The organism is Micromonospora sp. NPDC049204, assembly GCF_040647935.1.
Classification (GTDB): Bacteria; Actinomycetota; Actinomycetes; order Mycobacteriales; family Micromonosporaceae; genus Micromonospora.
Genome location: NZ_JBEZDC010000008.1, coordinates 292,119 through 313,069, shown reverse-complemented (window position 1 = coordinate 313,069; position 20,951 = coordinate 292,119). Strand labels below are relative to the sequence as shown.

The following is a 20,951-nucleotide window of genomic DNA, read 5'->3' as shown; positions in this document are numbered from 1 at the left end:
GGGGTGTGGACCGCGCGGGGGCGGGGGCGGGGGCCCCCCCCCCGTGGCGGCCCCCCCGGGGTTTTTTGCTGTGTCCCCTCCCCCGGGGGGGGCGCGGGGGGGGGGGGGGGGGGGGGGGGCGCCCCCCCCCCCCCCCCCGCCGGGGTCACTGGAGGTAGCGCTCCACCTCGGGCTTGGGTCGTTCACCCTGTGCGTCCGGGTCGCCGTGGGTGTCCCGGGCTGCCCGCCTGCGGCGCAGGAGGTCCCAACACTGGTCGAGGGACTCCTCCAGGGCGCGCAGCCGCTCGCTGGTCTCGCCCTCGGTGCCCGACTCGTGGGCCTGGGCGTCCGCCCGCAGCTTGTGTTCCTCGTCGACCAGCTCGGTGATCCGGTTCAGGATGGTCTTGTCGTCCATGCTCCTGAGCCTGGCACAGCGGCCCTGGAAGCGCCGGGATTCGTACCCCTGTCGCGCGGCGGTCGTCGGCTGGACCACACCGACAACGGCGCGTCAATGTGCCGTTTTTCACGCTCAGTTCGGATTGTTTCACGCCCTGCTCATCATGGGGCGTCACCTGCGGGATTCTCGCGGATGGGCCGCGCCCGTCCGGATCAAAGGCGCAAATCGCTCGACCAACGCGAAAGTCTTCCCGGTCGGCGTCCTGGTGAAGCGGATTCGTGAATGGGATGCTCTGCCTGATGGTCACGCGCCATCGTTCCGAGGCAGCACGAAGCGACCCGCAGTGCGGTGCCACCGGAGAGGACGGACCCCCTGCAGGTGAATGATGACTGAGCCGACCACCCCGAGACGGCGTGGTCCACACGTGGCCACCCTCCGCCGCACGTTACCCGGGTTGCTCCGTGATCCACTGGGCACGCTGGTCGGCCTGGCCGACGCGTCGCCCGGGCAGGTCGTCCAGCTGAACCTCGGCACGATCCGGCCGTACCTGGTCACCGAGCCCGCACACGTCCAGTACGTGCTCCGCGACAACGCCGCCAACTACACCCGGGCCGGCGACAGCATGTTGTGGCAGTCGGTCAAGAAGCTCGGCGGTGACGGCATCCTCTCCGAGGGCCCGAAGTGGGAGGCGAGCCGCCGGCGGCTCCAGGTCCACTTCACCCCGAAACGGCTGGACGCCGCGGTGGGCGACCTGAGCGGGGCGATCAGCGATGCGGTCGACGAGCTGAACGTTCCGGCGCGCGACGGCGAACCGGTCGACGCGGCCAGCGAGATCTCCAGGATCATCTGCCAGGCCGTCGTCAGGGTCTTCTTCGGCAACCGGATCAGCGTCGCCGACGCCGTGCGGGTCGTCGCGGAACAGGACACCGTTGCCAACGCACTGCGTTTCCGGCTGCTCACCCCGTTCATGCCGGACGCCGTGCCGATGCCCGGCGACCGCGCCTTCCGGCAGGCGGTCCGGAACATCGACGACATTCTGCTGCCGCTGGTCATTGCCGCGCAAAACCAGGACGACGGCGGCGACGACATGGTCGCGTCGCTGGCCCGGGCCCGGGACGCGCATGGTCGCAAGCTCGACGAACAGCGGGTACGCGACGACCTGGTGTCGACGTTCGCCACCACGACCGAGACCACGTACGTCGTACTCACCTGGCTCTTCCCGCTGCTAGAGCAACGGCCCGACGTGGCCGCGCGGCTCTACGAGGAGATCGATCGTGTGGTCGGCCCCGGCGACGTGATCGACAAGAAGCAGCTCGACGAACTGCGCTACACCCGGATGGTGCTCGACGAACTCCTCCGCGTCTACCCGTCCGGCTGGTTGGTGCCCCGCACCGCGGTCGCTGACGACGTCATCGACGGCACCCGGGTCAAGGCCGGCAGCACGATCATCCTCAGTCCGTACGTGACCCAGCGGTTGGCCCGCTTCTGGGACCGGCCGGAGGTCTTCGAACCGGAACGCTTCGCGCCCGACGCTCCCCGGCGCGCCCACCGGTACGCCTACTACCCGTTCGGTGGCGGCGCCCACCAGTGCATCGGCCAGTACCTCTTCCAGCTTGAGGCGCCACTGATCGTGGCGACCCTGCTCAGCCGATTCCGATACCGGCTCTGCACGCCCGGGATGCCGTCGGCGAAGCTGGCCGCGTCGCTGCGACCAAGGGAACGCGTGCCGCTGCTGCTCACCCCCCATCGACAGCCGGCGCTGGCCTGAATGGTGGCACGATCTCACGTGATCACAGACGAACTACGGCAGGCCGCCGAGCACGGGCGCGTCTGCGCCCTCGCCGCCCAGGGGCAACGCGACCTGCAACGGTGTCTGACGGCTCATCCGGACCTTTTCGCGGAAGGGCCCTTCGACGGCGCGCTGACCAGCACCATCGCGATGGTCACCGCGTTCAGCGCGCCCCGGTGTTCGACCGCCGAGCTGCGACTGACCAATCGGGCGGTGCTCTGGGTCTTCGCGCTGGACTGGCAGGTGGACCGGCTGGCCACGTCCGCCGCCGAGGTCGACCGGCTGGTGCAGGGGCAGCTTCGGGTGGCGGACGGCGCACCGCCGCTGGCCGACGATCCGCTGGGCCGGTTCCTCGCCGTTCTGCACGCCGATCTCGCTGCCGCGCCCGCCTTTGACAGGCTCGGCGGGGCATGGCGGGCGGTGGCGCGTCGAAGCCTGCTGGCCATGCGGCGGGAGTGGCAGTGGAAGACGGCGATGGGCGACGACCTCGCACCGCGGCCCACCCTCGCCGAGTATCTGGACAACGCGGACAACCTGGCCAGCACCCTCGTGAACGTCGTGCAGTGGATCCGGACCGGCGCGGCCGAGACCGAGGCTCAACTCGACCGGCTGGTCGTCGTGAGTGACGCGGTGCAACGCGCCCTCCGGCTGGTCAACGACCTGGGCACCTACGAGCGGGACCTCCGCTGGGGCGACCTGAACGCGATCATGCTGGTGGACGACCGGTCGGTTGTGGAACAGGAGCTGAAGCGCCTGGTCGTGGAGGCGACCGGGCTGCTGGAGGAGTTGCGGGACGACTGCCCCAGGGAGGCGGAGTACCTGACCCAGCAACTCGGCTACACCACCGGCTTCTACCGGAGCACCGACTTCTGGGGAGTGTCGTGAGCACTGGGGCCCTGGTCCAGGACACCGGCGCGGCGAAAGGTCCCGGGCCGGCGGGCGACGTCGACGAGGTGATCGCCGAGCTGAGCCGGCACCCGTCCGGCCGTACCTCCGCGTCGCCGTACGAGACCGCCCGGCTGGTCTCCCTGGCGCCCTGGTTGCCACGACACGCCGACCGGATCCAGTACCTGCTTGCCGGGCAGCGCCCCGACGGCGGCTGGGGCGGGCCGGACGGGTACGCCCTGGTGCCCACCCTGAGCGCGGTGGAGGGGCTGATCGCGGCGTTGCTGCGCGACGAGCCGGTGGGCTGGTCCTCCGTGGCGGTGCACGATGCCGTCGACCGTGGGTTGCGACTGCTGTTCGACCGGGCCGCCGGCCCGGCTACCTGCCCCGTGCCGGACCTGCCGGCCGTGGACCTGATCGTCCCGGCCCTCGTCGACCGGATCGCCGACCAACTCGACGACCCGCCGACGCAGTTGGCCCGCTGGCGCGGCGCCGGCGCGCCGCCGATGCCCGACGGGCTGGATCGGCAGCGGCTCGACCGGGTACGCCAGCTGGTCGGATCCGGTCGGCCGATTCCGCCCAAGCTGCTGCACGCGTTGGAGATCCTCGGACCGGCCGCCCGGAGAGCGGAAGGTGTCACCGCGACCGCCGCCGGCCCGGTCGGCGCCTCGCCGGCCGCCACCGCAGCCTGGCTCGGTGACCCCGACGGTACTCAATCCGCCCCGCTGGACTACCTGATTCGGGTGCTCGGTGAGCACGATGGAGCGGTTCCCTGTGCCACTCCGATCACCGTGTTCGAACGCGGGTGGGCGCTGAGTACCCTGGCGCGCGCCGGTGTGCTCCCGGCGGTGCCACCGGAGCTGACCGCGGCGCTGCGCGAGGCGCTGGGACCGGACGGGGCGGCCACCGGGCCGGGGCTGCCCACCGACGCCGACACGACGGCGGTGACGCTGTACACGCTGGCCCTCCTGGGCCACGCCACCGATCCGACGTGCCTGAGCCGCTTCGACACCGGGGAGCACTTCGGCACCTGGCAGGGCGAGGACGGCTCGTCGGTGACCACGAACGCGCACGTGTTGGAGGCGTTTGGTCGGTGCCTGGGCGGCGACGACGCCGCCGCGGCCCCGGTGCTGCGCCGGCTCACCGGCTGGCTGCTCGACCGGCAACAGCTCGACGGTCGATGGTCGGATCGGTGGCACGCCTCGTCGTACTACGCCACCTACTGCGTCGTGCTGGCGCTTCGGGAGTACGGCGGCCCGTCGGCCCACGCGGCGGTGCAGCGGGCCGTCACCTGGGTGCTCGACAGCCAGCGGGCCGACGGTTCCTGGGGGCGATGGCGTAGCACGCCGGAGGAGACCGCCTACGGACTACTCGTGTTGCTGGCAGCGCCGCCATCACCCACGATCCAGGCCGCAGGGGTCGTCGCAGCCCGCCGACTGTCCACAATGCAGGACGAGGCCACCGACACTCCACTGTGGCATGACAAGGATCTCTATCATCCAACGGTGATAGTCCGAGCGGCGGTGGCGGCCGCCCGAGCGTCGGCTGCGGCGCGGCTGAGCGGTTCCGCCTATATCCCAGATAGCCGTTGGTCTGCACCGCTTGAGGGAAATTCCGGACACTGCTAGCGTGCGCCGGGCCGGGGGCTGGGCTCATTCAGCCAATCGAAACGGTCGAGGGACGGGTGGGATGGCTTCCCGCAGTGCAAGTTTGCGCACCAAGATTGTGGCCCTGTTGGTCTCGCTCGCCGCGCTCTGGGCGTTCGCGGCCTGGGTGACCCTGCGCGACGGTTTCAACGTGCTCGGTGCGCAGACGCTCGACGCGCAGGTCGCGCAACCAAGTGAGTCGCTGCTCACCGAGCTTCAACGGGAGCGTCGGATGTCGGTGGTCTACCTTGGCCACCGCGACCAGGGCCTGGCACAGCAGTTGCAGGTGCAGCACGAGCGCAGCGAGGAGAGGGCGACCGCCTTCGCCGAGTCGGCCCGCAGCTGGCGGGCCCGGTTCGCGTCGAGTGACGAGCTGATCGGGCGGATCGACGAGATGGTCGCCCGACTGGACGGACTCGGCGAGATGCGGGTGGCCGTGGTCTCCGGCTCCGTGGACCGGTCCGGCGCGGCCGCGGCGTACACCGGGGTCCTCGACTCGCTGTTCCGGGTGTACGCGGCCATGGGTCAACTCGACGACGAGCAGATCGCCCAGGACACCGTCAACCTCACCCGGCTCGTCCGGGTGCGGGAGCTGATGTCGCAGGAGGACGCCCTCTTCGCCGGGATGGCCGCCGCCGGTCGGGTCAGCACCCCGGAGTACACCCAGTTCGCCCATCTGGTCGGCGCGCAGCGGTTCCTGGTCGCCGAGGCGTTGGCCGAGCTGCCGGACGCCGACCGTGGGCGCTACGTCCAGATGACCGAGGGGCAGGCCTTCACCCGCCTCCGAGCCCTCGAAGATCGGATGGTCACCGGCGGTCGCCCCAACGCGCCGCCGCCGGTCGAGGCCGACGCCTGGCAGGCCGCGATCGATCCCGCGCTGCAGGAGCAGGAAGCCGTCGTCCTGGCCGGTGGTGACGCTCTGGTGAAGCGCGCCACCCCGGTGGCGGTCTGGGTGGTCATCCGGCTGGTGCTCGCCGCCGGTCTCGGTCTGCTCGCCGTCATCGCCTCCATCGTCGTCTCGATCACCACGGCACGGACCCTGTTGCGTCAGTTGGGCCGACTGCGCGACGCCGCCTGGCAGCTCGCCGACGAGCGGCTGCCGCGGGTCGTGGAGCGGCTCGGGCGTGGCGAGGATGTCGACGTGGCCACCGAGGCGCCTCCGCTGGAATTCGGCACCGACGAGATCGGCCAGGTCGGCAAGGCGTTCAACGCGGTCCAGGAGACCGCCCTGCGTACCGCGGTCCAGCAGGCCGACCTGCGTCGCAACGTCCGCGAGGTCTTCCTCAGCCTGGCCCGCCGCACCCAGGCACTCGTGCACCGCCAGCTCACCCTGCTCGACGCGATGGAGCGCCGCGAACACGACGCGGACGAGTTGGAGGACCTCTTCCGGGTCGACCACCTGGCCACCCGGATGCGGCGCAACGCGGAAAACCTGATCGTGCTCTCCGGCTCCACCCCCGGTCGGGCCTGGCGGCGCAACGTCCCGATGGTCGATGTGGTGCGCGGCGCCGTGGCCGAGGTGGAGGACTACACCCGCGTCAACGTGCTGCCGCTCGGCCGGGTCTCGCTCGCCGGCCGCGCGGTCGGCGACATGATCCACCTGCTCGCCGAGTTGATCGAGAACGGCCTCTCGTTCTCCCCACCGCACACCACCGTGGAGGTTCGCGGCCAGGTGGTGGCCAACGGGTTCGCCATCGAGATCGAGGACCGGGGCCTCGGCATGAGCGAGGAGGATCTGGCCGCGGCGAACCACCGCATCGTCGACCAGTCCGAGTTGAACCTCGCCAACGCCACCCGCCTCGGGCTGTACGTGGTGAGCCGGCTGACCGAGCGGCACGGCGTACGGGTGCGGCTCAAGGAGTCCGCGTACGGCGGCACCACCGCGGTCGTGCTGATCCCACTGGAGCTCGTCACCGAGGACACTGTCGGCGTCGAGGACTCGGGCGAGATCCGCTCCGGCTCGGCCATCCCGCTGCCGTCGGGGCCGTCCGGCACCAGTGGCCGCCCCGCCATCCTCGCGCCGGTCGCGGTTGCCGCGTCGACGACCAGCACCCGCGAGACGCCGGAAGCGGTGACCCCGCCGGCACCGGTGTCGGACGAGACGGCCACCCCGGAGGTCGTGGCCGACGAGGGCGGCGGCCTGCCCACCCGGCAGCGGACCGTCCCGATCACCGACAGGTCCGAGCTTTCCACCCGAGCCCGGCGCGTCCCGGGCCTGCAAGCCCTGGAGGCCCCCACGGTGCCCACCGGCCTGCCCGCGGTCGACGGCAACCGATCGACCGGGAGCCGCGACGTGCCGGACGCGGCCAGCGACGGTGGTCCCCAGGCCACCGAGGCCGAGGCGGTCCGGACCGACTCGGGCCTACCCGTCCGCGTCCGACAGGCGAACATCGTCCCCGAGTTGCGGGACGACCCGGCCGCGACCGAGGACGACGACGACCTGGATGCGGTACGCGCCCCGGAGCAGGTGCGCCGAATGATGAGTTCGTACCAGACCGGCACCCGGCGTGGTCGGACCGACGCGGCGCGGCTGCTCGGCGGCACCTCCGGCACCTCGACGGCGTCAACCCCCGAGCAGACCGACGAGGACCCGAAAGCGACCTGACCAAGCGCTGGTTTTCCGCGCGGTGTGACGGTCAACCCGAGACGAGAACGGCGCACAGCCGGGCGAGAAGAGGACGACGAAGTGGTGCAGAAGACGGCTTCGAGTGCCGACCTGACGTGGTTGCTGGATGACCTGGTGGGCCGGGTGAAGCAGGCCGAGCACGCGGTCGCGCTCTCCACCGATGGCCTGTTGATGGCCTCCTCCCAGGGGTTGAGCCGGGACGACGGCGAGCACCTCGCTGCCATGGCGGCCGGCATCCAGAGCCTGGCCCGGGGCGCGGGTAAGCGCTTCGGTGGCGGGCAGGTGCAGCAGACCATCATCGAGATGCAGTCGTCGTTCCTGTTCGTCACCGCGGCCGGCCGTAACGCCTGCCTGGCGGTGCTGGCCAGCGAGGACGCCGACGTCGGGCTGATCGCCTACGAGATGGCGATGCTCGTCACCCGCGTCGGCAAGTACGTCGCGTCGCCGTCCCGCACCGAGCAGCCGGCCGGCGAGAGGTAGCGGTGATGACGGTCCAGGGGGAGTCCGCAGGCCAGCAGTGGGTGGATGACCATGCTGGTCCGGTCGTTCGGCCGTACGCGGTGACGCGCGGACGGGCCCGTCCGATCACCGGCACGTTCGACCTGATCTCCCTGGTCACCGCGACCCGAGCCGAGGTCACACCGGAGATCGGTCTCGGCCCGGAGCACCTGGCGATCGTCGGGCTGTGCCAACGCATACAGTCCGTCGCCGAGATCGCCGCCCATCTCGACCTGCCGGTGGGCACCATCCGGGTGCTCCTCGGTGACCTCGCGGCTCGCAGCCTGGTGCAGGTTCGCGAGCCGCACACCACGGCCGGCCTTCCCGACAACAGCATCTTCGAGGCGGTAATCAATGGACTACGGGCACTCTGACCGGCCGGCGGGAGCGACCCCACTGCCCACCGCGATCAAGATCCTTGTCGCCGGTGGCTTCGGCGTGGGCAAGACGACCATGGTCGGTGCGGTCAGCGAGACCCGGCCGCTGCGCACCGAGGAGGTGCTGACGGAGTCGGGGGTCGGCATCGACGACCTGTCCGGGGTGGAGGGTAAGACCACCACCACCGTGGCCATGGACTTCGGCCGGATCACCATCAGCGACGACCTGGTGCTGTACCTGTTCGGCACGCCCGGCCAGGACCGGTTCTGGTTCGTCTGGGACGAGCTGGCGTTGGGCGCGATCGGCGCGGTGGTGCTGGCCGACACTCGCCGGCTCGCCGACTGCTTCCCGTCGATCGACTACTTCGAGGGCCGGGGCACGCCCTTCGTGGTCGCGGTGAACTGCTTCGAGGGTTCCCGCAAGTACCGGCTCGACGAGGTGCAGGCCGCGCTGAACCTGGACCCGGGGGTGCCGGTGCTGCTCTGCGACGCCCGGCAGCGCGAGTCGAGCAAGGAGGTGCTCGTCACGCTGATGGAGCACGCCATGAAGACCCGCGAGGCTCGCCGCCGCGCCGCCAACGGGAACTGACCGGGTTTCTCGGGGAAGGGTGTCCGGAACGCGGTCGCCCGATCGTCATGCTGGCGACACCCCGAGAGACCAGGGAGCGACCAGATGAAGTACCTGATGTTCGTGTGCAGCGACACCGAGCCGGACACCGACCCCACCGAGTTGCCCGACATCCACAAGTGGGTGGCGGAGAACGACTCTCGTGGCCGCCGCCTGACCGGCAACGTGCTGGCGGCGACCAGCGCGGCCACCACCGTCCGTGTCCGTGACGGCGAGCTGCTCATCTCCGAGGGGCCGTTCGCGGAGACCACCGAGGTGATCGTGGGCTTCGACCTGCTCGACTGCGCCGACCTGGACGAGGCGATCGAGGTGGCGCGCACCCACCCGATGGCCCGCGAGGGGCGACTGGAGCTGCGCCCGTTCGCGGACCTGAGCGACTGACGACGTTGTCCACCTCGCAGCGCCGGCCGGTGCGGATCCAGGCGCCGGCCGGCGCGGCGGCGGCGGAGGCCGTCGCTGCCGCCGGCGTCGAGGCGTACCCCCGGATCGTCGCGACCCTGATCCGGGTGACCGGGGACTGGGCGTTGGCCGAGGACTGCGCCCAGGAGGCGCTGGCCGTCGCCCTGGAACGCTGGCCCGGCGACGGTGTGCCGACCAACCCCGGTGGCTGGCTGATGACCGTGGCCCGTAACCGGGCGCTCGACGTGCTGCGTCGGGCCAGCGTGGAGCGCCGCAAGCTGCACGACCTGGCATTGCTCACGCCGACCGATCCGCAGCCCGAGCCCGAGGTGGGGCAGGACGTGGTGGACGACCGACTGCGTCTGATCTTCACCTGCTGCCATCCGGCGCTGGCCCTCGACGCCCGGGTGGCGTTGACGTTGCGAACCGTGTGTGGTGTGCCGACGGCGGACATCGCCCGCCTCCTGCTGGTCAGCGAGTCGACGATGACCCGACGGCTGACCCGGGCGCGCACCCGCATCGCGCAGGCCGGCATCCCGTACCGGGTGCCAAGTGGGCCGGCGCTGACCGAGCGGCTGCCCGGCGTCCTCGCCGTGCTGTACCTGCTGTTCACCCGGGGCTACGTCGCCGACGGCGAGCCGGCCTTCGCCGACGAGGCGGTCCGACTGGCCCGGCTCCTCGACCGGCTCATGCCGGAGCAGTCCGAAGTGGCCGCGCTGCTGGCGCTGTTCCTGTTCCAGCACTCCCGCCGCGACGCCCGCCGGGACGCCGCCGGCGCCCTGCTCACCCTGGAGCGGCAGGACCGCGACCGGTGGGACCGCGCCGGCATCGCCGAGGGCCTGGCCGCGCTCGATCGGGTACGCCGCGACGGGCCGTACGCGTGGCAGGCGCGGATCGCCGCGTGCCACGCCACCGCCGTCTCGGCCGACGACACCGACTGGCCGGCGATTGCCCGGGCCTACGACGCGCTCGCCGACATCCGCCCCTCACCGGTGATCGCGCTCAACCGCGCTGTCGCGCACGGCTACGCGTACGGCCCGGCCGTCGGGTTGGACCTGCTCGACGCGACGCGCGCCGGGGGCGGGCTGGACGGCTATCCACTCACCGTGGCGGTGGAGGCCGACCTGGTGGCCCGGCAGGGTGACCGACTGCGTGCCGCCGGCCTGTTCCGGGAGGCGGCGGCAGCGGCCGGGTCGACCGCCGAGCGCCGAGCGCTGCTTGAGCGTGCCGACGACCTCGCCCGTTAGCGGAGCGGTCGCACGCCATCAGGAGCGGTACGTCGGTCATCTGGACCGGCTCCGCCTCGCCGATCATGGAGTTGTGGTGGGCACCAAAAGCCCCCGTGAACTGCCAAACCAGGCACCACAACTCCATGATCGACGGGCCCGCTCTGTCCCCGCTCCGCGATCTTGCATTTTCTGTCCCGACACAAGGGGCATCCCGCCCATGTCGACGACCGAAACTGCAAGATCGGCGCGATCTTCTCGCTCGACCGCTGGGAGGGGTCAGCCGCGCTTGGCCATTGCCATGAACCGGGCCCAGGCCGCCGGGTCGAAGGCGAGCGCCGGACCGGCCGGGTCCTTCGAGTCACGTACGCCGATGACGCCCGCGAGGTTGTCGGCAACCTCGACGCAGTCGCCGCCGTTGTTGCCACTCTTGCTGCTCTTGCGCCACCGAGCGCCGGTCAGGTCCATGATGCTGCCGCTTCCCTGATCAGATTGAGGGACTGCGCCCGCGACAGGGCGCCGTCGCGAATGCGTTCCCACCGTCGATCGAGCGTAGCAACGCCGGCAACCTTGTCGATGAGTTGCGCCTGCGCCTGACTGTCGACGTGCGCGACCCGCGCCCCGTCCGGCATCTCGGCCACTGTGAACGGCCCACCGAGGCCCGGATACATGCCGACGTCGGCAGGCACGACGAACAGCGACACGTTCGGCAGCGCGGCCTGCTCGGCCAGCCGCTCGCACTGCTCCCGCATCATGGCCCGGTCGCCGTCGAGGGTGCGCCGGAGGACTCCCTCGTCGAGGACCGCGACGAGCAGCGGCGGGCGTTCCCGACGCAGGATGGCCTGCCGGCTCAGCCGCGCCTCGGCGAGGTCGTCGGCCTCGGCCGGTGTCAGCGCCTCACCGACCAGCGTCGCCAGCGCGTACGCCTTGGTCTGAAGCAGGCCCGGTATCCACGCGAGCTGAAACGACCGCAGCGACAGTGCCTCGCGCTCGATTTCGGCCCAGGGCCGGAACCAGGCCGGCGTCCGGCGCTTCAGCGCGTCCGGCCACAGCTCGTCGACGTTCCGACCGAGCAACTCGGCGACCCGCGCACGATGACGTGTCTGCGGAATTCGTCCGGTGCTCGCCCACTTGCCGGCCGTCTTCGGATCGACACCGATCTGCGCAGCGAGACTGTCCGCTGTGTGGCCCCTCTCGGCCATCGCCGCCTGTACGGCTCGATTCATCTCCAGCCCCTCCAGAATGTTCCAGACGTCGGAAGGAAATACTTCTACGCGGTGTGATCGCTTGGCAACCCTCGGCAGGGTGCTGTGTGGACAGCATCGACGAGGGAGCACCGGATGCCCGAGAACAGGCCCTGTAACCGCCCACATCGGCCGGGCAATCGACCGGGCCAACCGGCCTCGCCCCGTGCGAACGTCGCCGGCCCAACCGGGCCACGGCACCCTCCGTACCGTGGTCCCGGTCGCGCGGGGAACGTCGTACCCGAATCACGCTGGCGGTCCCGGTGCGGCCCGCCGGTCGCGCACACCGCCGACGGCCCGCTGTGGACGTGCGACGCCTGCGGTAGCGACTGGCCCTGCCCGGTGCTGCGAGCGACCCCGACGGACGCCGCGCGCCGGGCGACCCTGATCCCCGAGTTCTCCCGGATCACCCGCCGGGCGATCCGAGACCTGCGCGGCCAGCCCGGCGGACCCGACCCGGTCGCCATCGTCCGCCGTTTCCTCTGGTTCCTGCCACTTACCGACGAGGAGGCCCGCGCGGTCGCGCTGCGGCTTCGCTGAGCGCTCACCCCTGTCCCGCACCCCTGCCGGCGCAGCGGCTATCGATATGGTGGCCACATGGCGTTGCCGTTCGTCGTTACCCTGCGCGGTTATGACATGGGTCAGGTCGAGAGTCTCTTCGCTGAGGTCGATGGGGCTCTGGCTGCTGACAGCGCTGTGTTGCGGGCTGCCGCGCGGGACGCGCTGCGGGCGACCACCCTGCGGCGGCGGATACGGGGCTACGCCCCCCGGGACGTGGATGCGGCGATAGCCCAACGGCTGGCCGCACTCGCGCTTCCGGGCACCCGGAGCCAACCGGCGCGACCAGTTGCCACCACGCCGTTGCCGTTCGTGGTTGCTCTGCGCGGTTATGACATGCGTCAGGTCGAGAGTCTCTTCGCCGAGGTCGATGGGGCTCTGGCCGCCGACAGCACCGTGTTGCGGGCTGCCGCGCGCGACGCGCTGCGGGCGGCCACCCTGCGGCGGCGGTTACGTGGCTACGAGGTCCAGCAGGTGGATGCGGCGATAGACGAGCGACTCCGGGCGCTCTGACCGCGAACCTTCCCCGGCTTGAACGGCGAAGGCCGCCCCCCGCCGGAGCGGGAAGCGGCCCTCGACCAGCCGTACGCGATCAGTTGGCGATCATGCGGCGCAGCACGTACTGCAGGATGCCGCCGTGCCGGTAGTAGTCCGCCTCACCGGGGGTGTCGATCCGCACCACCGCGTCGAACTCCACGCCGGTGTCGGTGCTGACCTGCACCGTGCGCGGGGTGTCCCCGTCGTTGAGGGCGGTCACCCCGGTGATGGTGAACGTCTCCGTGCCGGTGAGACCGAGCGACTCGGCGGTGACGTCGACCGGGAACTGCAACGGCAGCACGCCCATGCCGATCAGGTTGGAGCGGTGGATCCGCTCGTACGACTCGGCGATGACCGCCCGCACACCCAGCAGCATCGTGCCCTTGGCAGCCCAGTCTCGCGACGAACCCGAGCCGTACTCCTTGCCGGCCAGCACGACCAGCGGGATGCCGGCCTCCTGGTAGGCGACGGAGGCGTCGTAGATCGAGGTCTGCTCGCCGGTGAGGTGGTTGACGGTGAAGCCACCCTCCACGCCGGGGACCAGCTGGTTGCGCAGCCGGATGTTGGCGAAGGTGCCCCGGATCATCACCTCGTGGTTGCCCCGCCGGGAACCGTACGAGTTGAACTCGTGGCGCGGCACGCCGTGCTCGGCGAGGTACGTGCCGGCCGGAGAGTCGGCCTTGATCGCGCCGGCCGGCGAGATGTGATCGGTGGTCACCGAGTCACCCAGCTTCGCCAGCACCCGCGCGCCGGCGATGTCCACGACCGGGCTCGGCTCCTGCTGCATGCCCTCGAAGTACGGGGGCTTGCGCACGTAGGTGGAGTCGCTCTCCCAGGCGAAGGTGTCGCCGGTCGGGGTGGGCAGCGACTGCCACCGCTCGTCGCCGGCGAAGACATCGGCGTACGCGGCACTGAACCCGGTCGCGCCGATCGCCTGGGCGATGACGTCCTGGATCTCGGTGCTGTTCGGCCAGATCTCCCGCAGGTAGACCGGGTTGCCCTCGGTGTCCTCACCGATCGGCTCGTTGGCCAGGTCGATGTCCATGGTGCCGGCGAGCGCGTACGCGACCACCAGCGGCGGGGACGCCAGGTAGTTCATCTTGACGTCCGGGTTGATCCGGCCCTCGAAGTTCCGGTTGCCCGACAGCACCGAGACGACCGACAGGTCGTGCTCGTTGACCGCGGCGGACACCTCCTCGGGCAGCGGCCCCGAGTTGCCGATGCAGGTGGTGCAGCCGTAGCCGACCAGGTTGAAGCCGAGCTTGTCCAGGTACGGGGTGAGGCCGGCCCGCTCGTAGTAGTCCATGACGACCTTCGAGCCCGGTGCCAGGGTGGTCTTCACCCACGGCTTGCGGCTCAGGCCCTTGTCGACGGCGTTCCGCGCCAGCAGCGCGGCACCGATCATCACCTGCGGGTTGGACGTGTTGGTGCAGGAGGTGATCGCGGCGATCACCACGGCGCCGTGGTCCAACTCGTACTCGACACCGTCGGCGCCGGTGACCCGTACCGGCTTGCTGGCCCGACCGCCCGCGCCGACCGCCGCGGTCTCCAGGTCACGCGGCTCGTCGGCCGGGTCGCTGAACTCGTTGGCCGGCGGGTCGCTGGCCGGGAAGGACTCGGCGCTGGCCTCGTCGGCCGGGCCGTTGGCACCGCGCGGCAGCTCCTCGCGGGGAACGCCCGGCTTGAAGTCACGCTCGCCGACCGAGTCGTCGGAGACGTAGTCGGTCAGCGCCGAGCGGAACAGCGTCTTGGCGCTGCCCAGCGGCACCCGGTCCTGCGGGCGCTTCGGGCCGGCGAGCGACGGCTCGATGGTGCCGAGGTCCAGCTCCAGGCGCTCCGAGTAGTCCGGCTCGTGGTTCGGGTCGTGCCAGAGGCCCTGCTCCTTGGCGTACGCCTCGACGAGAGCGACCTGCGCGGCGTCGCGACCGGTCAGCTCCAGGTAGCGGACCGTCTCCGCGTCGATCGGGAAGATCGCCACGGTCGAGCCGTACTCCGGGGACATGTTGCCGATGGTGGCCCGGTTGGCCAGCGGTACGGCGCTCACGCCGGGGCCGTAGAACTCGACGAACTTGCCGACCACGCCGTGCTTGCGCAGCATCTCGGTGATGGTCAGCACCAGGTCGGTGGCGGTGGTGCCGGCCGGCATCTCACCGGAGAGCTTGAAGCCCACCACGCGGGGGATCAGCATGCTGACCGGCTGGCCGAGCATCGCGGCCTCGGCCTCGATACCGCCGACGCCCCAGCCCAGCACACCCAGGCCGTTGACCATCGTGGTGTGCGAGTCGGTGCCGACCACGGTGTCCGGGTACGCCTGGCCGCCGCGCTCCATGATGGTGCGGGCCAGGTACTCGATGTTGACCTGGTGCACGATGCCGGTGCCCGGCGGGACGACCTTGAACTCGTTGAACGCGGTCTGGCCCCAGCGCAGGAACTGGTAACGCTCCTTGTTGCGCTCGTACTCCAGCTCCACGTTGCGGGCGAACGCGTCCTCGCGGCCGAACAGGTCGGCGATCACCGAGTGGTCGATGACCAGCTCGGCCGGGGCGAGGGGGTTGACCTTGGTGGCGTCGCCGCCCAGGTCTCGCACGGCCTCGCGCATGGTGGCCAGGTCGACCACGCAGGGCACGCCGGTGAAGTCCTGCATGAGCACCCGCGCCGGGGTGAACTGGATCTCGACGCTCGGGGCGGCGCTGGAGTCCCACGCGCCGAGCTGCTCGATGTGGTCGGCGGTGATGTTCGCGCCGTCCTCGGTCCGCAGCAGGTTCTCCAGCAGGATCTTCAGGCTGTACGGCAGCCGCGCGTGGCCGTCCACCTTGTCAATCTTGAAAATCTCGTAGCTCGCGTCTCCGACGCGTAGCTGGGTCTTCGCACCGAAGGTGTCGAGGCTCGCCACGTCGTACTCCTTCACACCAGCGACCGTAAGTAGTCCTGAGCAGTCTGTCGCACCGGTCGGGGTACCGCCGAGGTTAGGTGACACTTACCGCCCGATCACGCTCTTAACAAAACCGTACGTCCGTCTTGCTATTTGCGCAACCCGAGTGTCGGCCTCCAGCCCACCCTCACCCCTAGCCTCCTAGGACGGCTTGCGGGAGGTGCGGAGGGCCACCGGGCCAGCCGGCCGCGGGTAGGGTTCGAGGCCGGTCGGAGAAGGGGTCAACCGTGTTCGACGTCCAGCACTGGCTCGTGTCGCTGCCACCGATCGCGGTATACCTGCTGGTCGGCGGCGTTATCGGCGTGGAGAGCATGGGCATCCCTCTGCCGGGTGAGATCGTCCTGGTCAGCAGCGCACTGCTCGCCGCCACGGGCGTGGTCGAACCGGAGTGGGTGGCCACCGCCGCGGCCACCGGTGCGATCGTCGGTGACTCCATCGGGTACGCGGTCGGCCGTCGCGGTGGTCGTCCACTGCTGGCCCGACTGGGCCGGCGGTTCCCCCGCCATCTCGGACCCGCCCAACTCGTCCGAGCCGAGCAGAGCTTCGCCCGTTACGGCGTCTGGGCTGTGTTCTTCGGCCGCTTCGTCGCGCTGCTGCGGATCCTGGCCGGCCCGCTCGCCGGGGCACTGCACGTGCCGTACCGGCGATTCCTGCTGGCCAACGCCGCCGGTGGGCTGGTCTGGGCGTTCGGTACCACCTACCTGTTGTTCAGCGTGGGCCGGGCGGCCGAGCACTGGCTCAAGGACATCTCCTGGGCCGGGCTGGTTCTCGCGGTGCTCGCCGGTCTGGCCAGCACCTGGTGGCTGCGCCGACGAGCGCACCGCATCGAGGCGACCGAGCCCGCAGTGGACGCCGAGCCCGCAGTGGACGCCGAGCCCGCAGTGGACGCCGAGCCAGCAGTGGACGCCGAGCGGGCGGGGGACGCCGAGCCAGCGCGGTCCGTCGGCCCGCCGGCTGGCTGAGCCGCTGGCGGCCGGGACGGCTCATCGTCTTCGGTGCTGCTGGTTGAGGACGCGCTGACGCACATGCCGAAGGGCCGGTCCCCCGTGGTGGGGTCCGGCCCTTCGGTGTAAGCGGTGGTGGTGTGTGTGGGTCAGCTGGTGGCGTAGCCGCGGGTGGCGATCCAGTCGGCGAGGTGCTCGACGGTGATCCAGTAGGAGGCGGTGTTGGGGTCGGCGGAGTCGGCGATCTTGACGGTGGTGCCGTTGTCGCGGTAGCCGACGACGCTGATGTAGTGCCCGCCCTCGTAGGAGTGGGTGACACCGTCGGTGTCGGTGCTGGTGCCGGCGATGTTCGCGACCACGGCCCGGCCGTCGTCGACGGTCGTGACGATGTCGGCGCGTAGCCGGTCGGTCTGCTTGGCGTCGGCGTCGGGGCTGCTGATCTCCACGCTGTGGTAGGCGTCGTTCTTGCCGGTTTCCTTGTTCAGGACCGGGGTGATGTCGTTGATGCTGTTGGTGCCGGCCTCGGTGGTGCCCATTTCCTTGGCCATGTCGTCGACGTTGATGTTCTTGCCCTGCACACTCAACGCGTTTCGGGTGGCGGCGGGGCCGCAGTAGTAGAAGTTCGGCTGCGCCTCGTAGCGCACGCCCAGTTCGCGCTCACCGTGACCCTTACGGTCGTTCTGGGTCTGGGTGGTGGGCTTGTCGGTGCTCGGCGCGGCGAACGCGGTGGTGACGGGTCCGGCGATGGCGCCGCCGGTGAAGGCGAGGCCGGCGGCGGTCAGGGCGGTCTTACGGATCAGATCGGTACGCATGATGGCGTGCTCCTCTGCATCGGGGGTGCCCACACCACACCCGGGGGTGGGTGATCGTGCGGGGAAGTGCGAGGGGGGGGTTCTTGCCCGGCGACCCGCAGGGGTCGGCGTCGGGACAGGGTGTAACCGTTCGCGGTGGCGGGTCATTCCGCCTCCCACCGGGGGTGGCGCATTCCGCCTGCCCGGGGGTTGGCCGGTGGTGCTACTCGGCCGTGCGGGGGATGTAACCGGGGCGGCCGGACGGATGTTCCCGGCCGGAGCCGCGCCTCGCGACCCTGACTGCTGCGGTGGGCCTGACTGCTGCGGTGGTCTGCCAGGTATAACGACCCCGCCCGGCCACCGATTCCGCCGCGAGGGTGACCCCAACCCCAGGACACGGGGGGGGGGGGCGAAACCGGACACCCACCTCACCCCGACACCCCCGGAACCGGACACCCCGCCCCGGGCACCCCAACCGGCGCACAGCACGATCCGCGCACGATCAGGGAAAGTGCTGCCTCAGGTCGCAGCGGGGCGGCAGTTCTCCCTGATGTTGCGCCGGTTGTGACCACGGTGGCGACACCGGACACCGCCTCCGACACACCCGGCGATGACACCCACCCCATGATCGTGCTCGATCCAGGAAACAGGCCCCTCACCGCGCGCAGGAGACCACTACAACCAGGATCCAGCACGATCAACCCGAGCACGATCAACCCGAGCCCGAGCCCGAGCCCGAGGACCCGGGCAGAGATGTCACCTCGCGGCGGACGTCCACCGGGAGGGGCGGGGTCGGTGGTCAGGCGCCGTCTGCGGACTTCGCGGCGTCGCCGGCCTGGGCGTGACGTTCCCGCAGGCGCTGCCGAATTTCCTCCGGGGTGTACGCGCGCCGACGCCGTTCGGCCCGCGCGATGACCACGCCGGAGGCCGCCACGCCAGCGAGGCCGGCCAGACCGAGGACCTTCCACCACCGCAATCCTTGCCGCATCGGCCTAGGCTAGTCCCTCATGAGCATCAGCCTGGATGAGGCCGTCGAGCTGACCCGTACCGGCGACGTGTGGGTGTTCCGGGGTCGCAGCGTGCCGGACCGGGCGATCCAGTCCATTACCAACAGCCCGGTCAACCACGTCGGGATGGCGGTCGTGCTGGACGACATGCCGCCGTTGATGTGGCACGCGGAGCTGGGCAGGTCGTTGCCGGATCTGTGGTCGGGCACCCACCAGCGCGGCGTCCAACTGCACGACCTGCGCGACGCGGTCTGCGTCTGGGCCAACCGGTACGGCCAACGGGCCTGGCTGCGGCAACTCGATCCGCCTGCCGACGGCGAGATGGAGCAGGCGGTGCTGCGGACGATCGCGCGGTTGGACGGCACGCCGTTCCCGTCGACGGCGCAGTTGGCGTGGCGCTGGGTGCGTGGTCGGGTGCCGTCGCTGCCGCGCCCCCGCCTGTCCGCGCTGGCGCTCCCCGGCCGGCCAGGATCTCGGCCAGCCCCGGCCACCGAGGGCAACCCGGGCAGCCCGGCTCCCCAGGGCAACTCGGCCACCCACGCCAACTCGGCCACCTCCGGCAACCCGACTGGCTCGGCCGGGGAGCGGGATCGGGCGCTGGAGACGGCGTACTGCGCCGAGGTGGTGGCGGTGACCTACGAGGCGATGGGGTTGCTGCCGGCGGGTCGGCGTCCGAACTGGTACGACCCGGGGCGGTTCTGGAGCGGTGACGACCTGGGGTTGGCCGCGGATGCCCGACTGGGTGCCGAAATCGAGGTGCGGGTGCCGCCGCGCTGACGTGTGACCTCGGGGGGCCTGGGCCGGGCGCGACCCACCGGGATCGTCGGTGGAGTCGAGCCGTTTTCCGTGGCCTGCCGGCCGGTTGGCGCGATCCGTACCCGCCGGGTTTCCGGTGGGTGCGGTGCTGGCTACGCTGTCGCGTCGGTGGGGACGAGGGGAGACCTGATGGCGGTGCGGCCGGACGGTGCGGCAGGGACACGAGCGGCGCGGGTGTTGGCATCGATGCCGTGGGTCGTGGTGCTGCTCGGTGTGTGTGCGCTGGTGGTGCTCCTGGTGATCGCGCTGCTGTCGTTCCGGACCAGGGAGCGGGACGTCGCGCCGCGGGCCGCACCCACGGTGTTCCTGCCGACCGTGCCGGCTGCCTCGTCGGCCACCGGTGGGCCAAGTTCGGCCGCGGTGGAGCGGCGCTCGGTGTCGCCGCGACCGTCGCGCAGTGGTCGGACGCCGTCGCCGCGGGCCACCACCGTGACCAGTTCGCCGACTCCGGCGCGGACGAGTGCGCCGGCGGCGCCGGTCGTGCCGGTCACGCCGACGAACGGCACGGTGGGTGCCCGGTACCAGGTCGGTGAGAACGGCTGGGACGGCGACGCCGCGGTGCTGTCGATCGTGAACGAGTCGGGTCGGTCGGTGGACTGGTCGGTGGAGTTGGCGTTCGACGACGACCTGTGGGCTCTGCGGGCCACTGACGACTCGGGTGTCTCGGTGCGGGGCCGGGGGAACGGCGAGTTCGTGGTGCGTGGCACGCGTTCGCTGGAGGCGGGTGACTCTCGGACGGTGCGGCTGCGGGTCGGCTGGGGTGAGTCGGCGCAGCGGCCGCTCCGGTGCACGATCAACGGGGTCGACTGCCGGCTCGGCTGAGCCGGGAGGGTGCCGCGGCGGGGCGTGTCGTTGGCGCTTCCGGCTCCGGCCGCCGATCGCTAGGCTGCCCGGACGGTGCGCTGAGGGAGGTACATGTCCGGAATGCGTCGTGCCCCGTGGCTGTCGCACGGTCGGGCCGCGATCGTGTCGTCGCCCTGGATCGTGGTGGGCGTTGGTGTCCTCGTGATGGTGGTCCTGCTCTTCATGGCCCTGGGCGCGTACCGGGGGCGTAGTCCCGCGCCGGACGGCGCGCCGGTGCCCCCGGTGGTGCCGCTGCCCACGGGGGTGGGGTTGCCGAGCGCTCCCGGCCCGGCGTCGTCGCCTCCGCCGGTGCGGCCGGGGTTGTCCGGGCGGGCGAGCGGGCTGCCGACGAGCGCGTCGGCGGGGTCGCCGTCGGTCGGCCCGTCTGTCGGCGCGACGGGGAGTGGGCCGGTGGTGACGCGGTCACCGAGTCGGGCTCCGCAGGGGCAGCCGGCGATGAGTGGGCGGTACCGGGTGGTGCAGAGCTTCGACGGGGGTTTCATCGGCGAGGTGTCGATGGTCAACCGGTCCTCGCAGAGTCGTGGGTGGACGGTCCGGTTGGAGTTCTCCGGTGGGCGGTTGGTGACCACCTGGGTGGAGGGCGTGCCACAGGGGACGCTTCGTCAGTCGGGCGACGGTTTCACCTACGTCAGTGGGGTGGACGTGCGGCCCGGCGGGTCGGTGTCGTTGCGGTTCCACCTGGAGCGGACCTCCAGCACCCCCCGTGAGTGCACTGTCGACGGGGTGCGCTGTAGCGGATTCTGAGCGGCGCTTCCGCAAGGATGCTGCTGTGTTACGACCATGTTTGCAAGGCATTGCAGAATGTTTC

Annotated in this window: 21 protein-coding genes; 15 read left to right on the top strand and 6 right to left on the bottom strand. The window is 71.1% G+C overall.

Features of this window, described 5'->3' with window-relative positions:
* Positions 1-145: 145 nt before the first annotated feature.
* The gene (locus AB0A90_RS18280) at positions 146-394 is read right to left on the bottom strand and encodes a DUF2630 family protein (RefSeq protein ID WP_357069883.1); all 249 of its coding nucleotides are present in this window, start codon (positions 392-394) and stop codon (positions 146-148) included.
* Positions 395-830: 436 nt separating this feature from the next.
* On the opposite strand from AB0A90_RS18280, the gene AB0A90_RS18275 reads away from it, so the two are divergent.
* The 9 genes from AB0A90_RS18275 to AB0A90_RS18235 all read left to right on the top strand — a co-directional run bounded on the left by AB0A90_RS18275 (position 831) and on the right by AB0A90_RS18235 (position 10,471).
* Positions 831-2,144 (top strand): cytochrome P450, encoded by a 1,314-nt coding sequence (locus AB0A90_RS18275; RefSeq protein WP_357248762.1) that lies wholly within the window; start codon positions 831-833, stop codon positions 2,142-2,144.
* Positions 2,145-2,162: 18 nt separating this feature from the next.
* On the top strand, positions 2,163-3,050 hold the full coding sequence (locus AB0A90_RS18270; RefSeq protein WP_357248759.1) for a terpene synthase: 888 nt from the start codon (positions 2,163-2,165) through the stop codon (positions 3,048-3,050).
* Positions 3,047-4,678 (top strand): prenyltransferase/squalene oxidase repeat-containing protein, encoded by a 1,632-nt coding sequence (locus AB0A90_RS18265; protein ID WP_357248756.1) that lies wholly within the window; start codon positions 3,047-3,049, stop codon positions 4,676-4,678. Before AB0A90_RS18270 ends, AB0A90_RS18265 begins: the two co-directional genes overlap by 4 nt.
* Before the next feature lie 61 nt (positions 4,679-4,739).
* Positions 4,740-7,301, top strand: a complete 2,562-nt coding sequence (locus AB0A90_RS18260; RefSeq protein ID WP_357248753.1) for a nitrate- and nitrite sensing domain-containing protein — start codon at positions 4,740-4,742, stop codon at positions 7,299-7,301.
* A gap of 81 nt (positions 7,302-7,382) precedes the next feature.
* Positions 7,383-7,802, top strand: coding sequence for a roadblock/LC7 domain-containing protein (locus tag AB0A90_RS18255; RefSeq protein WP_357248750.1), 420 nt, complete (start codon positions 7,383-7,385; stop codon positions 7,800-7,802).
* A 5-nt stretch (positions 7,803-7,807) separates the two neighbouring features.
* The gene (locus tag AB0A90_RS18250) at positions 7,808-8,194 is read left to right on the top strand and encodes a DUF742 domain-containing protein (RefSeq protein ID WP_357248747.1); all 387 of its coding nucleotides are present in this window, start codon (positions 7,808-7,810) and stop codon (positions 8,192-8,194) included.
* Positions 8,175-8,786, top strand: a complete 612-nt coding sequence (locus AB0A90_RS18245) for an ATP/GTP-binding protein (RefSeq protein ID WP_357248744.1) — start codon at positions 8,175-8,177, stop codon at positions 8,784-8,786. The genes AB0A90_RS18250 and AB0A90_RS18245 overlap by 20 nt, the downstream gene beginning before the upstream one ends.
* 84 nt (positions 8,787-8,870) lie before the next feature.
* Entirely contained in the window at positions 8,871-9,206 is a 336-nt protein-coding gene (locus tag AB0A90_RS18240; protein WP_357248742.1) for a YciI family protein, read from the top strand.
* 29 nt (positions 9,207-9,235) lie between these two features.
* A complete protein-coding gene (locus tag AB0A90_RS18235) occupies positions 9,236-10,471 on the top strand; it encodes a sigma-70 family RNA polymerase sigma factor (protein ID WP_357248738.1) in 1,236 nt (411 codons plus the stop codon).
* Positions 10,472-10,729: 258 nt separating this feature from the next.
* Here the strand turns inward: AB0A90_RS18235 and AB0A90_RS18230 are convergent, their stop codons facing one another.
* Together AB0A90_RS18230 and AB0A90_RS18225 are read right to left on the bottom strand one after the other, a co-directional pair.
* Positions 10,730-10,918: a DUF397 domain-containing protein gene (locus AB0A90_RS18230; RefSeq protein WP_357248735.1), complete on the bottom strand. Its 189-nt coding sequence runs from the start codon at positions 10,916-10,918 to the stop codon at positions 10,730-10,732.
* Entirely contained in the window at positions 10,909-11,676 is a 768-nt protein-coding gene (locus tag AB0A90_RS18225) for a DUF5753 domain-containing protein (RefSeq protein WP_357248732.1), read from the bottom strand. Before AB0A90_RS18225 ends, AB0A90_RS18230 begins: the two co-directional genes overlap by 10 nt.
* A gap of 360 nt (positions 11,677-12,036) precedes the next feature.
* Here AB0A90_RS18225 and AB0A90_RS18220 point away from each other — a divergent pair, with 360 nt between their 5' ends.
* Positions 12,037-12,234 (top strand): hypothetical protein, encoded by a 198-nt coding sequence (locus tag AB0A90_RS18220; protein WP_238688189.1) that lies wholly within the window; start codon positions 12,037-12,039, stop codon positions 12,232-12,234.
* 57 nt (positions 12,235-12,291) lie between these two features.
* Positions 12,292-12,765 carry a hypothetical protein gene (locus AB0A90_RS18215; RefSeq protein WP_357248729.1) on the top strand — a complete coding sequence of 158 codons (474 nt, stop codon included), beginning with the start codon at positions 12,292-12,294 and terminating at the stop codon, positions 12,763-12,765.
* A gap of 79 nt (positions 12,766-12,844) precedes the next feature.
* Here the strand turns inward: AB0A90_RS18215 and AB0A90_RS18210 are convergent, their stop codons facing one another.
* Positions 12,845-15,697, bottom strand: coding sequence for an aconitate hydratase (locus tag AB0A90_RS18210; protein WP_357248726.1), 2,853 nt, complete (start codon positions 15,695-15,697; stop codon positions 12,845-12,847).
* 251 nt (positions 15,698-15,948) lie between these two features.
* On the opposite strand from AB0A90_RS18210, the gene AB0A90_RS18205 reads away from it, so the two are divergent.
* Positions 15,949-16,683: a DedA family protein gene (locus AB0A90_RS18205; RefSeq protein WP_357248723.1), complete on the top strand. Its 735-nt coding sequence runs from the start codon at positions 15,949-15,951 to the stop codon at positions 16,681-16,683.
* A 131-nt stretch (positions 16,684-16,814) separates the two neighbouring features.
* On the opposite strand, the gene AB0A90_RS18200 is transcribed toward AB0A90_RS18205, so the two are convergent.
* Complete coding sequence (locus tag AB0A90_RS18200) at positions 16,815-17,477, bottom strand: C39 family peptidase (RefSeq protein ID WP_357248720.1); 663 nt, start codon at positions 17,475-17,477, stop codon at positions 16,815-16,817.
* A gap of 778 nt (positions 17,478-18,255) precedes the next feature.
* Positions 18,256-18,444, bottom strand: a complete 189-nt coding sequence (locus AB0A90_RS18195; RefSeq protein WP_357248815.1) for a hypothetical protein — start codon at positions 18,442-18,444, stop codon at positions 18,256-18,258.
* Positions 18,445-18,463: 19 nt separating this feature from the next.
* Here AB0A90_RS18195 and AB0A90_RS18190 point away from each other — a divergent pair, with 19 nt between their 5' ends.
* From AB0A90_RS18190 to AB0A90_RS18180, 3 genes are all read left to right on the top strand, one after another.
* Positions 18,464-19,240: a hypothetical protein gene (locus tag AB0A90_RS18190; RefSeq protein ID WP_357248717.1), complete on the top strand. Its 777-nt coding sequence runs from the start codon at positions 18,464-18,466 to the stop codon at positions 19,238-19,240.
* Positions 19,241-19,465: 225 nt separating this feature from the next.
* The gene (locus tag AB0A90_RS18185; RefSeq protein ID WP_357248714.1) at positions 19,466-20,101 is read left to right on the top strand and encodes a hypothetical protein; all 636 of its coding nucleotides are present in this window, start codon (positions 19,466-19,468) and stop codon (positions 20,099-20,101) included.
* A gap of 93 nt (positions 20,102-20,194) precedes the next feature.
* Positions 20,195-20,887, top strand: coding sequence for a cellulose binding domain-containing protein (locus AB0A90_RS18180; protein WP_357248712.1), 693 nt, complete (start codon positions 20,195-20,197; stop codon positions 20,885-20,887).
* Positions 20,888-20,951: the final 64 nt, after the last annotated feature.

Excerpts from the sequence above, each read along its gene's own strand:
- AB0A90_RS18230 (WP_357248735.1), bottom strand. The coding sequence starts at position 10,918 with ATGGACCTGACCGGCGCTCGGTGGCGCAAGAGCAGCAAGAGTGGCAAC.
- AB0A90_RS18240 (WP_357248742.1), top strand. The coding sequence starts at position 8,871 with ATGAAGTACCTGATGTTCGTGTGCAGCGACACCGAGCCGGACACCGAC.
- AB0A90_RS18215 (WP_357248729.1), top strand. The coding sequence starts at position 12,292 with ATGGCGTTGCCGTTCGTCGTTACCCTGCGCGGTTATGACATGGGTCAG.
- AB0A90_RS18250 (WP_357248747.1), top strand. The coding sequence starts at position 7,808 with ATGACGGTCCAGGGGGAGTCCGCAGGCCAGCAGTGGGTGGATGACCAT.
- AB0A90_RS18245 (WP_357248744.1), top strand. The coding sequence starts at position 8,175 with ATGGACTACGGGCACTCTGACCGGCCGGCGGGAGCGACCCCACTGCCC.
- AB0A90_RS18195 (WP_357248815.1), bottom strand. The coding sequence starts at position 18,444 with ATGCGGCAAGGATTGCGGTGGTGGAAGGTCCTCGGTCTGGCCGGCCTC.
- AB0A90_RS18180 (WP_357248712.1), top strand. The coding sequence starts at position 20,195 with ATGTCCGGAATGCGTCGTGCCCCGTGGCTGTCGCACGGTCGGGCCGCG.
- AB0A90_RS18190 (WP_357248717.1), top strand. The coding sequence starts at position 18,464 with ATGAGCATCAGCCTGGATGAGGCCGTCGAGCTGACCCGTACCGGCGAC.
- AB0A90_RS18280 (WP_357069883.1), bottom strand. The coding sequence starts at position 394 with ATGGACGACAAGACCATCCTGAACCGGATCACCGAGCTGGTCGACGAG.
- AB0A90_RS18185 (WP_357248714.1), top strand. The coding sequence starts at position 19,466 with ATGCCGTGGGTCGTGGTGCTGCTCGGTGTGTGTGCGCTGGTGGTGCTC.
- AB0A90_RS18225 (WP_357248732.1), bottom strand. The coding sequence starts at position 11,676 with ATGAATCGAGCCGTACAGGCGGCGATGGCCGAGAGGGGCCACACAGCG.
- AB0A90_RS18200 (WP_357248720.1), bottom strand. The coding sequence starts at position 17,477 with ATGCGTACCGATCTGATCCGTAAGACCGCCCTGACCGCCGCCGGCCTC.
- AB0A90_RS18260 (WP_357248753.1), top strand. The coding sequence starts at position 4,740 with ATGGCTTCCCGCAGTGCAAGTTTGCGCACCAAGATTGTGGCCCTGTTG.